The 12,902-nt window shown below is 64.1% G+C and carries 15 protein-coding genes; 1 reads left to right on the top strand and 14 read right to left on the bottom strand.

What is annotated here, in order from left to right; genetic code table 11:
- From AC1DUU_RS10315 to AC1DUU_RS10340, 6 genes are all read right to left on the bottom strand, one after another.
- Window positions 1-639: glucokinase (locus AC1DUU_RS10315; RefSeq protein ID WP_476783325.1), on the bottom strand; the 639-nt coding region annotated here is incomplete at its 3' end.
- 26 nt (window positions 640-665) lie between these two features.
- Entirely contained in the window at window positions 666-1,049 is a 384-nt protein-coding gene (locus tag AC1DUU_RS10320; protein WP_476783326.1) for a methylglyoxal synthase, read from the bottom strand.
- A gap of 92 nt (window positions 1,050-1,141) precedes the next feature.
- Window positions 1,142-2,239: a penicillin-insensitive murein endopeptidase gene (gene mepA, locus AC1DUU_RS10325; protein ID WP_476783327.1), complete on the bottom strand. Its 1,098-nt coding sequence runs from the start codon at window positions 2,237-2,239 to the stop codon at window positions 1,142-1,144.
- A gap of 96 nt (window positions 2,240-2,335) precedes the next feature.
- Window positions 2,336-3,250: an SDR family oxidoreductase gene (locus AC1DUU_RS10330; protein ID WP_476783328.1), complete on the bottom strand. Its 915-nt coding sequence runs from the start codon at window positions 3,248-3,250 to the stop codon at window positions 2,336-2,338.
- The gene (queG, locus tag AC1DUU_RS10335; RefSeq protein ID WP_476783329.1) at window positions 3,247-4,404 is read right to left on the bottom strand and encodes a tRNA epoxyqueuosine(34) reductase QueG; all 1,158 of its coding nucleotides are present in this window, start codon (window positions 4,402-4,404) and stop codon (window positions 3,247-3,249) included. Before queG ends, AC1DUU_RS10330 begins: the two co-directional genes overlap by 4 nt.
- Window positions 4,385-5,077, bottom strand: coding sequence for a glutathione S-transferase family protein (locus AC1DUU_RS10340; protein ID WP_476783330.1), 693 nt, complete (start codon window positions 5,075-5,077; stop codon window positions 4,385-4,387). The genes queG and AC1DUU_RS10340 overlap by 20 nt, the downstream gene beginning before the upstream one ends.
- Window positions 5,078-5,238: 161 nt before the next feature.
- Between AC1DUU_RS10340 and AC1DUU_RS10345 the strand changes: the two genes are divergently transcribed.
- Complete coding sequence (locus AC1DUU_RS10345; protein ID WP_476783331.1) at window positions 5,239-6,045, top strand: undecaprenyl-diphosphate phosphatase; 807 nt, start codon at window positions 5,239-5,241, stop codon at window positions 6,043-6,045.
- Here AC1DUU_RS10345 and AC1DUU_RS10350 read toward each other — a convergent pair.
- The 8 genes from AC1DUU_RS10350 to AC1DUU_RS10385 form a co-directional block, all read right to left on the bottom strand.
- A complete protein-coding gene (locus AC1DUU_RS10350; protein ID WP_476783332.1) occupies window positions 6,042-6,731 on the bottom strand; it encodes a spermidine synthase in 690 nt (229 codons plus the stop codon). The two genes, AC1DUU_RS10345 and AC1DUU_RS10350, sit on opposite strands and share 4 nt — an antisense overlap.
- Window positions 6,732-6,802: 71 nt before the next feature.
- The gene (locus AC1DUU_RS10355; RefSeq protein WP_476783333.1) at window positions 6,803-7,789 is read right to left on the bottom strand and encodes a Gfo/Idh/MocA family protein; all 987 of its coding nucleotides are present in this window, start codon (window positions 7,787-7,789) and stop codon (window positions 6,803-6,805) included.
- Window positions 7,790-7,879: 90 nt separating this feature from the next.
- Window positions 7,880-8,458 (bottom strand): YceI family protein, encoded by a 579-nt coding sequence (locus tag AC1DUU_RS10360; protein ID WP_476783334.1) that lies wholly within the window; start codon window positions 8,456-8,458, stop codon window positions 7,880-7,882.
- 66 nt (window positions 8,459-8,524) lie between these two features.
- Window positions 8,525-9,112, bottom strand: coding sequence for a cytochrome b (locus AC1DUU_RS10365; protein WP_476783335.1), 588 nt, complete (start codon window positions 9,110-9,112; stop codon window positions 8,525-8,527).
- Between the two features lie 68 nt (window positions 9,113-9,180).
- A complete protein-coding gene (locus tag AC1DUU_RS10370) occupies window positions 9,181-9,783 on the bottom strand; it encodes a nucleotidyltransferase family protein (protein WP_476783336.1) in 603 nt (200 codons plus the stop codon).
- Between the two features lie 16 nt (window positions 9,784-9,799).
- Entirely contained in the window at window positions 9,800-12,205 is a 2,406-nt protein-coding gene (pheT, locus tag AC1DUU_RS10375; RefSeq protein WP_476783337.1) for a phenylalanine--tRNA ligase subunit beta, read from the bottom strand.
- Entirely contained in the window at window positions 12,202-12,633 is a 432-nt protein-coding gene (locus AC1DUU_RS10380; protein WP_476783338.1) for an ASCH domain-containing protein, read from the bottom strand. Before AC1DUU_RS10380 ends, pheT begins: the two co-directional genes overlap by 4 nt.
- The coding region (locus AC1DUU_RS10385) for a tRNA ligase subunit PheS family protein (protein WP_476783339.1) at window positions 12,630-12,902 on the bottom strand (273 nt) is incomplete at its 5' end. The genes AC1DUU_RS10385 and AC1DUU_RS10380, both read right to left, overlap by 4 nt.

Raw genomic sequence — 12,902 nt, forward strand, 5'->3', positions numbered from 1 at the left:
GGCCACGGCGCGATAGGTGTTGACCAGGCCGCGCCCGCACAGGATCTGCTCGCCCGAAATGCGGCCTTCGAGCTTTTCGAGATGCGGAAAGACCTCGAAATCGCGCTCGCTGCGCGGACCGAGATCCATGTGACCGCCTTCGCCGGGAATAGGTATCCAGCGACCAAGTGCATGGACGAGGCCAGCGACGCCAAGACCCGTGCCAGGACCGAGGACGACGCGGCCAGCACCCTCTTCCGGCTCGCCGCCACCGATCTTTTCCATGTGCTCGTCACCAAGTGCCACAACAGCGAGCGCCTGGGCTTCGAAATCGTTGAGCACGAGAATGTCGATCAGTCCAAGCGTCGAAAACATCTGGCGGGGACGCACCACCCAGGGACAGTTGGTGAGCGCGATCTCCTCGCCCTCGACCGGCCCAGCAACGGCCAGCACCGCCGAACGCGGACGCACCGGCGCGCCATCGAGGACAGCCAGAATGGCGTCGTCGATGGTGGCATAGTTGGCGGTCTGGACGATGTGCGGTTCGCCGGCGTCCTTGTCGGCGCTCTCGACGATGGCGAAGCGCGCATTGGTGCCGCCGATGTCGCCGATCAGGATCGGGAAGGGGAGAGCCTGCGCTTGCTCGCTTGGATGTGACATGCTCGGCTCCGTCCCCACGTCGGCGTTCAGCCGTTCTCTTGGTTTTCCAGCATGATCTCGGCCGTCGCCCGATTCAACGCCATGGGAATGTCGTAGACGATGGCGAGCCGCATCAATGCCTTCACATCGACGTCATGCGGCATCGGCGTCAGCGGATCAACGAAGAAAATCAACAGGTCGATCCTGCCCTCGCTGATCAGCGCGCCGATCTGCTGGTCACCGCCGAGCGGACCGCTCTTCAGCGGCGTCAGGTTGAGGCCGGGGCAGGCCGCCAGCACCCGCTGGCCCGTGGTTCCGGTGGCAACGATATGACAGGTCATGAGGAAGTCGGCATGAGCGCCGGCGAAGGCGACCATGTCGTCCTTCTTCTCATCATGGGCGATCAGTGCGAGACGCAAGGCTGGTGTCACTCGTAAGACGCCCCGACAGGTTAAATCGGTTGAAATCCATAAACGGATTTCCGCGACATGGGAAGCGGGTCGGCGCCCGCCGCTTTGCCGGATTAGTTGTTCGTCGGTCGAGGACGCGGCAACGGGATGTCCACTGAAGGCCTGGGCGCGAAGGCGTTGGCCGCAGCCGGCGCACCGCCGGACTGTGAAATGACCGGCTTGCCCGGCGCCACCGCCTCGGGCTCTGGCGCCGCGACCACAGCCGTAGGCGCGCCTTTGCCACGGAAAGTGACGGCCGCTTCTGAAGTCGGGGAGGGCGCATTGAGCACGGCGACGCATTGCTTGGGCAGGCTGGCCATCGTCATGATGTCGCGCGCCTTGGGCTTTTCCGGACTGGTGGCCGGGCGCCAGGGCTCTTCGGTGAACCACCAGGCCAGCGACTTGTCACAGCCGTCGCCACGCGGCGTCGGATCCTGTTCCTTGCAGCCCATCGAGCCGGGCTGGCAGCCGATGCGGATGTGGAAATGGTAATCGTGACCCCAGAAGGGCCGGACCTTGCGCAGCCAGGAGCGGTCTCCGGTGACGGTCTCGCAGAGTTTCTGCTTGATGCCCGGATTGACGAGGATGCGCTCGACCTCGGGATAGCTCGCGGCGCGCTCAAGCAGCCGCGCATGCGCTGGCGTCCAGCGCTTTTCGATGACCCGGTGGGTCTTCTCGTTGACCATCGAGACAGCGCTCATGTTTTCGCGCTCGCTCGCCGAAAGCCGGTGATCGGGCATGGGCGTGAACCAGATGTCGGCGTCCAGGCCGATCTGGTGGGAAGCGTGGCCTGTCAGCATCGGGCCGCCGCGCGGCTGCGAGATGTCGCCGATCAACAGGCCCGGCCAGCCGTCGGCGGTGGCATCGCGCGACAGCTTTTCGATCAGCGAGATCATGGCCGGATGACCCCAGCGCCGGTTGCGCGACAGGCGCATGGCCTGCCAGGTCGGCCCGTCAGTGGCAATCGCCACGCCGCCGGAGAAGCAGCCCTTGGAGTAGAAGCCGTAGGAATGCGCAGCGATCGCCGCCGGCAGCTTCTTGGAGCCAAACAGGTCTTTCGCAAGCTCCGCGGCACTTGCCGCCTGCATGTCGAGGCCGACAAGCCCAAGCGTTGCCGCGACCATGGCGAAGCGCGCCGCCTTGCTCAGAAATCTGCTGAAAAATGCCGTCATTGGAGTCCGATCCTCTCCACCAGCTTGGGCCGCCATGGTTACCGAAAGGTAAATTTCGACTCCCGCATCCCAGTCATTTCGTCGCGTCCAGCCGGTTCAGCCTTGCCTTATCGGGCTGCGCCTGTCGCCCTCGCCTTCGCCGCGCCAGCTGCCGTCGGCCCACATGCTGTCCAGCGCCGTACGGTAGTTGGGCAACCGGAAACCGTAGCCCAACGCCTTGATCGCGGTGTTGGCGACGCGCTTGTTCTCGCCATAGAAAGACCGTGCCATGGGCGAAAGTTGGGCGGTCTCGAAAGGAATTTCGGGCGGCGGCGCAACACTCATCAGGTCAGCGGCATAAGCGACGACATCCTGCGGCGGCGCGGGCTCATCGTCGGTGACGTTGAAGACCCCACCATAATCGCCATCGGCGAGGAACCACAACGCACCTGATATGTCGTCGACATGGATGCGGTTGAACACCTGACCCTGCTTGACCAGGCGCTTGGCGGTGCCGCTTTGGAGATTGACGAAGGCGTTGCGCCCCGGGCCGTAGATGCCCGACAGGCGCAGGATCGCGACTGGCCGTCCGATCGCTTCGCCAAGCTCGTGCCAAGCCTGCTCGGCGGCGAGCCGCATCGAGGAACGGCCGGGCTTCGGCCGACATGTGGCGGTCTCGTCGATCCAGGCGCCACCATGGTCGCCATAGACGCCTACGGTGGAGAGATAGCCGATCCAGCGCAGCAGTGGCATGCCGTGAGCGATCGCCTCGCGGGCGGCATTGAGCACCGGGTCGCCGTCGTCGCCGGGTGCGGCGGAGACGACGAGATGGGTTGTTGCGGCCAGTTGCGCCCTTACTTCAGGAGTGAGCTGTCCGTCGAAGACAAAAGCCTCGATGTCAGCTGCTTCGAGGCCCGCGAATTTGTCCGCCGAGCGCGTGGTGCCGGCGATGCGAACGCCTTGTAGGCGCATGCGGGCGAATGCCTTGCCGGAATAGCCGGCGCCGAAGATGAATATTTTCTGCTCGGTCATGCCTGCGTCCGTGCGGGTTCGACTTGCGTGAGCTGCCATTCGGCAATCACGTCGTCTTCGGTTTCGGTCTTCAAAGCCTGTTGCGCAAGAGCCGAAAACGTCTCGCCCGGCGCGAGCCGCGACAGCGCCCAGATCGCAGCACCGCGCACCAGAGGCGAGGGGTCGGCGAGCAAGGCCCGGCAGGGCTCGATCAAGGTGGCGTCAGCCGAATTGCCTGACGCGATCAGCACGTTGCGGATAAAACGGTCGCGGCCGATGCGCTTGACCGGTGACCCCGAGAAGAAGGTGCGGAAGGTCGCATCGTCGAGTGCGAGCAGCTCGGCGAGGCGCGGCTCGCGCAGGTCGTCGCGGGCGGCGAGTTTTTGCTCGGACGCGGCCTGGGCGAACTTGTTCCACGGGCAGGCGGCAAGGCAATCGTCGCAGCCATAGATGCGATTGCCGATCTTGTGGCGGAATTCGAGCGGGATCGGCCCCTTGTTTTCGATGGTGAGGTAGGAGATGCAGCGCCGCGCATCGAGCCGGTAAGGCGCAGGAAACGCGTCGGTCGGGCAAGCATCGAGGCAGGCGCGGCAGGAGCCGCAATGGTCGACCTCGGCGGCGTCGGGCTCAAGCTCGGCGGTGGTAAAGATGGTGCCCAAAAACAGCCAGGAGCCGAACTCGCGGCTGACCAGATTTGTGTGCTTGCCTTGCCAGCCAAGTCCTGCCGCCTCGGCCAAGGGCTTTTCCATCACGGGGGCGGTGTCGACAAACACCTTCACGTCGCCGCCGGCGCGGGCGACGATCTTGCCGGCGATCTCCTTCAGCCGGCCCTTCATGACGTCGTGATAATCGCGGTTGCGGGCATAGACCGAGATCGCGGCGCGGTCCTTGTGGGAAAGGAGGTCGCGCGGGTCGTTGTCGGGTCCGTAGTTCATCGCCAGAACGATGATCGAGCGCACCTCGGGCCACAAAACGGAGGGTTCGCTGCGGCGCTCCAGCGTTTCGGCGATCCAGCCCATGGAGCCGTGCAAGCCTTCATCGACGAACTGGGCCAGACGGGCGGGGGCCAGCGGAATCGCGTTTGGGCGCGTGACGGCGACGGCGGCAAAGCCGGCGCGTTTGGCTTCGCGCTCGATCAGCTGGCGCAGCGCCGTATCAGAAATCGAGGTCCGCATAATGCGATGCCGGTGTCAGGCCGCGTACCCGGTCGGTGAGCAGGGGCCGGAAGGATGGCCGCGACTTGACCCTGGTGTACCATTCGCGCGCCGAGGAATATTCGCGCCATTCGATCTCGCCGAGATAGTCGAGCACGGATAGCGAGGCGGCAGCGGCAAGGTCGGCATAGGTGATACGTGGCCCTGCGAGCCAGTGACGCGTGCCGGCAAGCCAGTTGGTGTATTTCATGTGCTGGCGGATGTTGGCACGGGCCGCACGGATCGCGGCTGAATCGGGCGAGCCACCGCCTGCCGATTCGGGCATGTGCGGCTTCAACACCCGCTCGCRCACCAGATGCCGGGTGACTTCGCTTTCGGTCTTGGTCAGATACCAGTCGGTGAGGCGGCGGATTTCGGCGCGCTCCATCGGGTCCTCGGCGAACAGCCGGCGCTCGCGCTTCAGCACGCCGCGCGTCTCGTCGATATATTCGGAAATGATCATCGCGCCGACGATCGGCACGTCGCCCTCGGCGAGCAGCACCGGCAGCGTGCCAGCCGGATTGAGCGCCAAAAACTCCTTGCGCCGCGTCCACGGCTTCTCCTCGATCAGCGCCAACTCCTCGCCATACTCGCCGAACGCAAGGCGGACGAAACGGCATGTCGCGAACATTGGGTGATGGAAAAGCGTCAGCATGGTCCTGCGAAATTTCGTGATCGATGGCGCTCTGGCGAATCGGTTGCCGCGCCGCTAGAGCTTCTGGACCCGGCTCGCCGGGCTCTCGGGCGAACCGACCTATAGGGTGAGTTCCGCCCTATGACAAGCAATCGCGAATGAACCACCTCGCGGGGACTGGAATGGATAGCCAGACAATCATCAATGCGCTTCTGCTCGGCTTGATCGAGGGGCTAACAGAGTTCATCCCGGTCTCCTCGACCGGCCATATCCTGCTCGCCGGGCATTTCCTTGGCTTCAACTCGACCGGCAAGACCTTCGAGATCCTCATCCAGCTCGGTGCGATCCTAGCGATCCTGTCGGTCTATTCGGCGCGGCTGTGGCAGATGCTGATCACCTTGCCGCGCGATCCCCAGACCCAGCGTTTTGTCGCAGGCATCCTGATCGCCTTCCTGCCGGCGGCGATCATCGGCGCTTTGGCGCATGATTTCATCAAGACGGTGCTGTTTGAATCGCCGAAGCTGATCTGCACAATGCTGATCCTCGGCGGCATCGTGCTGTTGTTCGTCGACAAGCTCGACCTCAAGCCACGCTATGGCGACGTCACCAAGTTTCCGCTGTCGGTCTATCTCAGGATCGGCCTGTTCCAGTGCCTGGCTATGATCCCCGGCACCTCGCGCTCGGGTGCGACGATCGTCGGTTCGCTTTTGATGGGCGTGGAAAAGCGGGCGGCGGCGGAGTTCTCGTTCTTCCTCGCCATGCCGACCATGGTTGGGGCATTCGCCTACGATCTCTACAAGAACCGCGACGTCTTATCGGCGGCCGACCTGCCGGTGATCGGTATCGGCTTCATCGTCGCCTTCGTCACGGCGCTGTTTGTTGTCCGGCACCTGCTCGATTACGTTTCGCGCAATGGTTATGCGCTGTTTGGCTGGTGGCGTCTGCTGGTTGGCGGCGTCGGCATGATCGCGCTTCTGGTGTGGGGCTAACGCCCCATCACCTTTGCCCCATTTGTTGCGAGCCAGATTACATGGCGGGCGCCGCTCTTGCCGTTGGCGCGGACCTTGACCTCCTCGACGGCAAAGCCGCAGACCTCAAGACGCCGGGTGAAGCTGCGGTCGGGACCTTGCGACCACACCGCCAGTATTCCGCCCGGACGCAACGCCGCGCGGGCGGCATCCAGTCCGGCGTGGCTGTAGAGACTGTCATTCGCCTTGCGCGACAACCCTTCCGGGCCGTTGTCGACATCGAGCAGGATAGCATCATAGGTCGCCTTGGCGGCACCAATGACGCGGCCGACATCGTCCTCCACGATTTCGACGCGCGGGTCGTCGAGGCTACCGGCAAAGATTTCCGCCATCGGCCCACGCGCCCAGGCGACGACCTCGGGCACCAGCTCGGCAACGACGATGCGGGCATTGGCGCCAAGCTCGACCAGAGCGGCGCGCAGCGTAAAGCCCATGCCGAGCCCGCCGACCAGCATCTGGGGCCGGGCGCGGTCGCGGATGCGCTCCGAGGTCAGCGTCGCCAGCGCCTTTTCCGAGCCGCTGAGGCGGCTGTTCATCAGCTCGTTGGTGCCGAGCATGATCGAGAACTCGTGGCCGCGCTGCTTCAAGCGCAGCTCCTCGCCGCCACCGGGGATCTTTGCGGTGTCGAGAACGGACCAGGGAATCATCGGCAACTCTTGGATTGGGAGATCATTTCGCGCTCCCTAGCATAAAAATGCCCGACGGCAGAAAGGCCCGCCTAAACCTTCTCCCAGCCGTCATGCTCGCCGGCGCGGAAAATCGCGTCGATGACCTTCTGGTTGAGCACCGATTCCTCGAGCGAAAATACATGGTCCTTGCCGCCTTGTGCTGCGCGCACAAAGGCCTCGACCTCGAGCCGGTACTGCTGCGTGCCGGGGAAGCGGAACACGGTTGYTTCATTGTGGCCGGCGTTGTGGAGTTCGACGCGGTGATGGTCGTAGAGCCCGGCATTGAAGGGCGAGTGGATTTCGATGAAACCCTTGTCGCCGTGGAAGACCATCAGCTGGCGGTTGGCGAGCTGGGTCGAGAGATAGAAGGACAGCTCGAAATCGCCGAAATCGGCGCGCACGCTGGAATAGATATCGGTGCCGAATTTCTTGTCGCGCTCGATGCTTGCCTGCACCCGTTGTGGCTCCTTGCCAGTCGAAAACCGCGTTGTGACCGTCGGATAGACGCCGATGTCGGGCAGGGCGCCACCGCCAAGGTCGAGCTGGTTGCGCATGTTGTTGGGGTCGACGTTGAAATAGGAAAACGCACCCTGGACATGCTTGAGCTTTCCGATGGCGCCCGACGCGATCAGATCGCGCACCTTGAGCCATTGCGGGTGGTAAGTGACCATGAAGGCCTCGGAAACGATGACCTTCTTGCGGTCGCGGATGGCGATCAGCGGGGCGATGTCGTCAGCCTTGAGCGCCAGCGGCTTTTCGACCAGCACATGCTTGCCGGCTTCGGCCGCCTTCGCCGCCCATTCCAGATGCTGCGAGGTCGGCAGCGGGATGTAGACGCCGTCGACCGCGTCGGACGCGAGCAGCTCGTAATAGGAGCCGAAGGCGTGGCGGGCGCCAAAGCGGTCGGCCAGCGCCTTGGCCTTGGCGATGTCGCGGCTGGCGATGGCAGCGACCACGCCATTGTCGGAATCGGCGATCGCCGGCAGCAGCTGCTCACGGCCGATCTTGGCTGTCGAAAGTACGCCCCAACGAAACATCTCGCCTCCGATACTTGAATTCGGCCCTGGCGGCCGCCAACCCGAACTGTGCGCAAAAGGGGCGAAAAATGCCAGCGGAGATTGGGATGGTCAGGCGCGGCGGGCCGCGAAACTCATCTCGAAATCGACGATGTTGGAATAGAGCGGCGTGCCGACGTCCATGCCATAACGCGACCGCAGCACCTTGCCGCTGACGTGGAAATGAAGCTGCCCATTCTTCAAGCCCTGCAGCTGTGCCTCAAACTTCTCCGTCGAGGTACGGCCACGCGCGGTCAGCTGTCCGGTGACAACGGCCGAATTGTCGCTGGTGCGCTGCACTGACGTCGAGCGGAAGGTGATCTGGCGCGAATTGGCGGCATCGAAGACAGCGTCCGACTTCAAGAACGCATCGACGCGGCCTTCGCCCGTGCCGACGCTGTCGGAATAGATGGTGATGTCGACCTTCGAACGGCCAATATCGCCGCCGTCGATGCTGATGCTGCCCGAGAAATGACCAAAGGCACCGTTCAACCCGCCGCCACCAACCTTGCCGATGACAAAGCGGATGCTCGAACCATTGGCGGAGATGGCATAGTGCCCGGCAGCATCGGACAGTGCCACCGCCGAGGCGGTAGTGCCGATCAGACCAAGTGCCAAGAAGCTTGCAACGCCAAGAACACGCAAAGACATCTCATCGTACTCCCTGATGGCGCGGCTCGCTGGCCACGCACAGAACCAACGTATTGGCCGGGGCGGCTATTCCGACTTCCGCGCGCGGCTGGCGACAAAAGGCGAAATCATCCTGGCCAACACGACGTCGCGCAGCCAGAAATGGTGGCGCAGGGCCGCCAAAATGTGCAGCACGACCAACGCGATGGCGGCATAGGCCAGCCATTTGTGGCTGAAGATCCAGAAATTCTCCGCCTGCTCGGAAACCCCAAGCGGCAAATTGGGCATCAGGAACAGGTTGAATGGCATGGACGGGATTTCGAGCACCGACACGGAAACCAGCGCCCAGCCCGACAGCGGCACGACAAGCTGCGCCGCATAAAGCAGAAAATGAGCGGCTGGGGCCGCAGCGCGTTCGGCCGGGCCGACCTCGTCAGGCAATTCGGGGCTTGGATTGGCAAGCCGCCAGCCAATTCGGATGAGAACCAGCCCAAGCAGCAGGAAACCGAAGGATTTGTGCAGCTGGATCAGCTCGAAGGCGGTGCGCTGGCTGGCGATGCGGGTCATCGTCCAGCCAAGCACAAACTGGCCGATAAAGATCAGGCCGATCAGCCAATGCAGGACGATCGCGGCCCAGCCGTAACGCGTGGTCGTGTTGCGCAGCATGGAAGACATCTCCGATGCACAACGAATTCCAGGCGCGTTTCGTCCAGCTCTTTAGTGGAAAAGCCCGGCCGGCTTGCTCACCAATCAATGACCGAGACCTCGGGCCACATCTGTTTTACGCGCCGGCCCTTGGTTTCGTGGGTGAGGCGATTGTCATGGCGGTGGTTGGGCAACACGCGAAACGAAAAGATGTCGTCCAGGCCGAACGGGGCGCAAAGTTCGGGCGTTCCGCCGGGCGCCAAGCGCAGCCCGACTGCATGGGTGCGCGATGCGAAATGTTCGAGGGATTCGGCGCTCGACAGGAGCGGGGCGCGCGGATAGCCGAAATGCTGCTCGAACCAGAGATGAACGCGCGCCTGGTTGCGGATTTCAACCGGCAGCGGCAGGTCCGCGAACATCTCCGCACCTTGCCGGATCGCAGCGTCCTCAGCCTCCCATGAGAGGTCCGAGCCGTCGAAGTAAAACAGGTCGACATCCTTGACGCCATAGCCGGCGGGGCGGCCGGTCAGATAGTTCCAGACGCTGTTGCAGAGCGCGCCCGAAACGATCATCCATTGCGGCAAGGCCAGCCGCACAGCCCCTTCGAGCGCTCCGCGCACCAGCGGATCTGCCAGAAGGATATCAAAAAAGGCCTGCCGTTGCTCTTCGAACGGCAGGCCTGCATAGCGAAGGTGGTCCATCGCCGCCTCGAACCTGTCAGCTCCTGAGGGCGCCGCCGGTCTGCTTCTTGACGTTCTCGACGATACGGGTCGCAAGTGCCTCGAAATCCTGGTCAGTCAGGGTCTTTTCCTGCGGCTGGATCGACACCTCGATGGCGATCGACTTCTTGCCTTCGCCAAGCGACGCGCCCTCGAAGATATCGAACACCGAAACGGCAGTGATCAGCTTCTTGTCGGCGGCAAGCGCCGCGCGCGTCAGCGTGCCGGCCTCGACCGCCTTGTCGACGACGAAGGCGAAGTCGCGCTTGACCGCCTGGAAGGCCGACAGGTCGAGCCTTGGCTTGGTCTTGGTCGGCTTGACCTTGGGCTCCGGGACGGCATCGACGTAAACCTCGAAACCGCAGAGCGGGCCCGACACGTCGAGACCTTCGAGCGTCCTGGGGTGGAACTCGCCGAATGTGCCGAGCACGACCTTGGGGCCGAGCTTGATCACGCCGGAACGGCCGGGGTGGTACCATTCAGGCGCGCCGGTTTCGATCTGCAGGCGGTCGACAGGTGCGCCGCAGGCTTCGAGTGCGGCGATCGCATCAGCCTTGGCGTCGAAGACGCCGACATTGCCGGCATTGCCGGCCCAGTTGCGGCCCGAGCCTTCGAGCTTGGCGGTGCCGCGGCGAACGCCTGATGCAACGCGGCGCTGGCCGTCTGCCGTATCGCTCTCATAGGTGCCCGAGACCTCGAACAGGGCGACATCGCTGAGGCCACGGTCGGCGTTGCGCTGGGCAGCGGCGATCAGGCCGGGCAAAAGCGATGGCCGCATGTCGGACATGTCGGCTGCGATCGGGTTCGACAGCTTGAGGCTGGGCTGGCCGCCGCCGAACAACTCGGCGTGCTTGGCCGGGATGAACGACCAGGTGACCGCCTCCATCATGCCGCGCACGGCGAGCGCGCGGCGCGCAGCACGGGTACGGATCTGCAGCGTGGTCAGGATCTTGCCGTTGACCGCGTCGTGCGCGCCAAGCGGCTGCGGCGCGATGTTGTCGACGCCGTGGATACGCATGACCTCTTCGACCAGATCGGCCTTGCCGTCGACGTCGGGGCGCCAGGACGGAACCGTGACATCGACCACATCGCCATCACCCTTCACGCCGAAACCAAGGCGGACCAGGATGTCGAGGCTCTCGGCCTTCGGCAGGTCGATGCCGGTCAGGCGCTTGACCTCGCTGAGCGGGAAGGAGACGACCTTGGCCGCGTGGCCGGCATAGCCGACGACATCGGTCCTGGTCGGCTGACCACCGCAGAGTTCGAGCACGAGTTTCGTCGCCAGCTCGACGCCCGGAACCATGAACTCGGGGTCGACGCCGCGCTCGAAGCGGTAGCGCGCATCGGTGATGATGCCGAGCGCGCGGCCGGTGCGGGCCGTGGTGATCGGGTCCCAAAGTGCCGACTCGATCAGCACGTCGGTGGTGTTTTCGTCGCAGCCGGAATGCTCGCCGCCCATGATGCCGGCAATCGACTCGACGCCATTGTCGTCAGCGATGACGCACATCTCTGACGTCGGCGCATATTCGCGCCCGTCGAGCGCCAGCACCTTGTCGCCGTCGCGGCCACGGCGGACGACCAGATTGCCGGCGACCTTGCTGGCATCGAAGACATGCAATGGGCGGCCACGGTCGAAGGTGACGTAGTTGGTGATGTCGACCAGCGCGTTGATGGGGCGCAGGCCGATGGCGATCAGGCGCTGCTGCATCCACTTGGGCGAGGGGCCGTTCTTGACGCCGCGCACCAGGCGAAGCGCGAAGCCGGGGCACAGCTCGGGGGCCTCGATCGTCACCTTGACAGGGCAATCGCCTTCGCCGGCGATCGGCGCGACAGCACCGTCCTTGAGCGTGCCGAGACCGGACGCCGCGAGATCGCGGGCAATGCCATAAACGCTGGTGGCGTCGGGACGGTTTGGCGTCAAATTGATCTCGATCATCGGATCGTCGAGCTTGGCGTAAGCGGCGAAGGACGTGCCCACCGGCGCATCGGCAGGCAGGTCGATGATGCCGTTGTGCTCATCCGAGAGCTGCAATTCGCGCTCGGAGCACATCATGCCGTGGCTTTCGACGCCGCGGATCTTGCCGACGGAAAGCGTGACGTCGATGCCGGGCACGTAAACGCCGGGGGCGGCGAAGGCACCAACCAGACCGGCACGCGCATTGGGCGCACCGCAGACGACCTGCACAGGCGTGCCCGTGCCGGTGTCCACTGTCAGCACCTGCAGCTTGTCGGCGTCGGGGTGACGCTCAGCCGTCAGCACCTTGGCGATGACGAAGGGCTTGAGCGCCGCCTTGTCGTCGACGGATTCGACTTCGAGGCCGATCGAGGTCAGCCGCTCGACGATCTGTTCGAGCGAAGCGTCGGTGTCGAGATGGTCCTTGAGCCAGGAGAGGGTGAATTTCATGGGTTCACTCGTTTCGTGTCGTTGCGGTCGAGCACTTCCACCACGCGGAACCGCTCACAAACCAAAATCATGTCAGGCGAGAAGCCACCATTGCGGGCGAAGTATGCCTCGTGGGCCTCACGCCAGTATTCATAGGACAGGTCACCTTCGCCTTCCGCGGCAGCAAATTCGACATCGACTTCGTCGAAGCGGCGCTGGATCGCTTCGACGGTCTCGATGACGGCAGCACGCCGGCCCTGGCCGTCGAGCACCACGTCGCGGCGGCCGACTTCAGGCACCGGTTCGTCGCCGCCGTAGTCGCGCAAGGCGCCGCAGGTCGCGGTCTTCTTGCCCGACAGCATCAGCGCCAGCAGCTCGTCGGCGAGCTCGGGGCTGTCGCCGAAAGCGAAGGTCACCGCACCGGCATATCGGTCGGCAGCGTCGATCATGCGCTCAGGCCACCGAACAAGGTCGGCATGTCGAGCGGCCTAAAGCCGTAGTGCTGGAGCCAGCGGACATCSGCGTCGAAGAAGGCGCGCARRTCSGGCATGCCGTATTTCAGCATGGCGATGCGGTCGATGCCCATGCCCCAGGCGAAACCCTGATACTCGTCGGGATCGAGACCGCCATGGCGCAGGACGTTCGGATGGACCATGCCGCAACCGAGGATCTCCATCCAGTCGTTGCCTTCGCCGAAGCGGACTTCGCCGGGACGCGA

The organism is Aminobacter sp. P4_H6_2 (assembly GCF_056400805.1).

What these genes read in the sequence shown, in the direction of transcription:
- pheT (WP_476783337.1), bottom strand. Translation starts at nt 12,205, where the DNA reads ATGAAATTCACCCTCTCCTGGCTCAAGGACCATCTCGACACCGACGCT.
- mepA (WP_476783327.1), bottom strand. Translation starts at nt 2,239, where the DNA reads ATGACGGCATTTTTCAGCAGATTTCTGAGCAAGGCGGCGCGCTTCGCC.
- AC1DUU_RS10370 (WP_476783336.1), bottom strand. Translation starts at nt 9,783, where the DNA reads ATGGACCACCTTCGCTATGCAGGCCTGCCGTTCGAAGAGCAACGGCAG.
- AC1DUU_RS10345 (WP_476783331.1), top strand. Translation starts at nt 5,239, where the DNA reads ATGGATAGCCAGACAATCATCAATGCGCTTCTGCTCGGCTTGATCGAG.
- queG (WP_476783329.1), bottom strand. Translation starts at nt 4,404, where the DNA reads ATGCGGACCTCGATTTCTGATACGGCGCTGCGCCAGCTGATCGAGCGC.
- AC1DUU_RS10350 (WP_476783332.1), bottom strand. Translation starts at nt 6,731, where the DNA reads ATGATTCCCTGGTCCGTTCTCGACACCGCAAAGATCCCCGGTGGCGGC.
- AC1DUU_RS10380 (WP_476783338.1), bottom strand. Translation starts at nt 12,633, where the DNA reads ATGATCGACGCTGCCGACCGATATGCCGGTGCGGTGACCTTCGCTTTC.
- AC1DUU_RS10365 (WP_476783335.1), bottom strand. Translation starts at nt 9,112, where the DNA reads ATGTCTTCCATGCTGCGCAACACGACCACGCGTTACGGCTGGGCCGCG.
- AC1DUU_RS10330 (WP_476783328.1), bottom strand. Translation starts at nt 3,250, where the DNA reads ATGACCGAGCAGAAAATATTCATCTTCGGCGCCGGCTATTCCGGCAAG.
- AC1DUU_RS10360 (WP_476783334.1), bottom strand. Translation starts at nt 8,458, where the DNA reads ATGTCTTTGCGTGTTCTTGGCGTTGCAAGCTTCTTGGCACTTGGTCTG.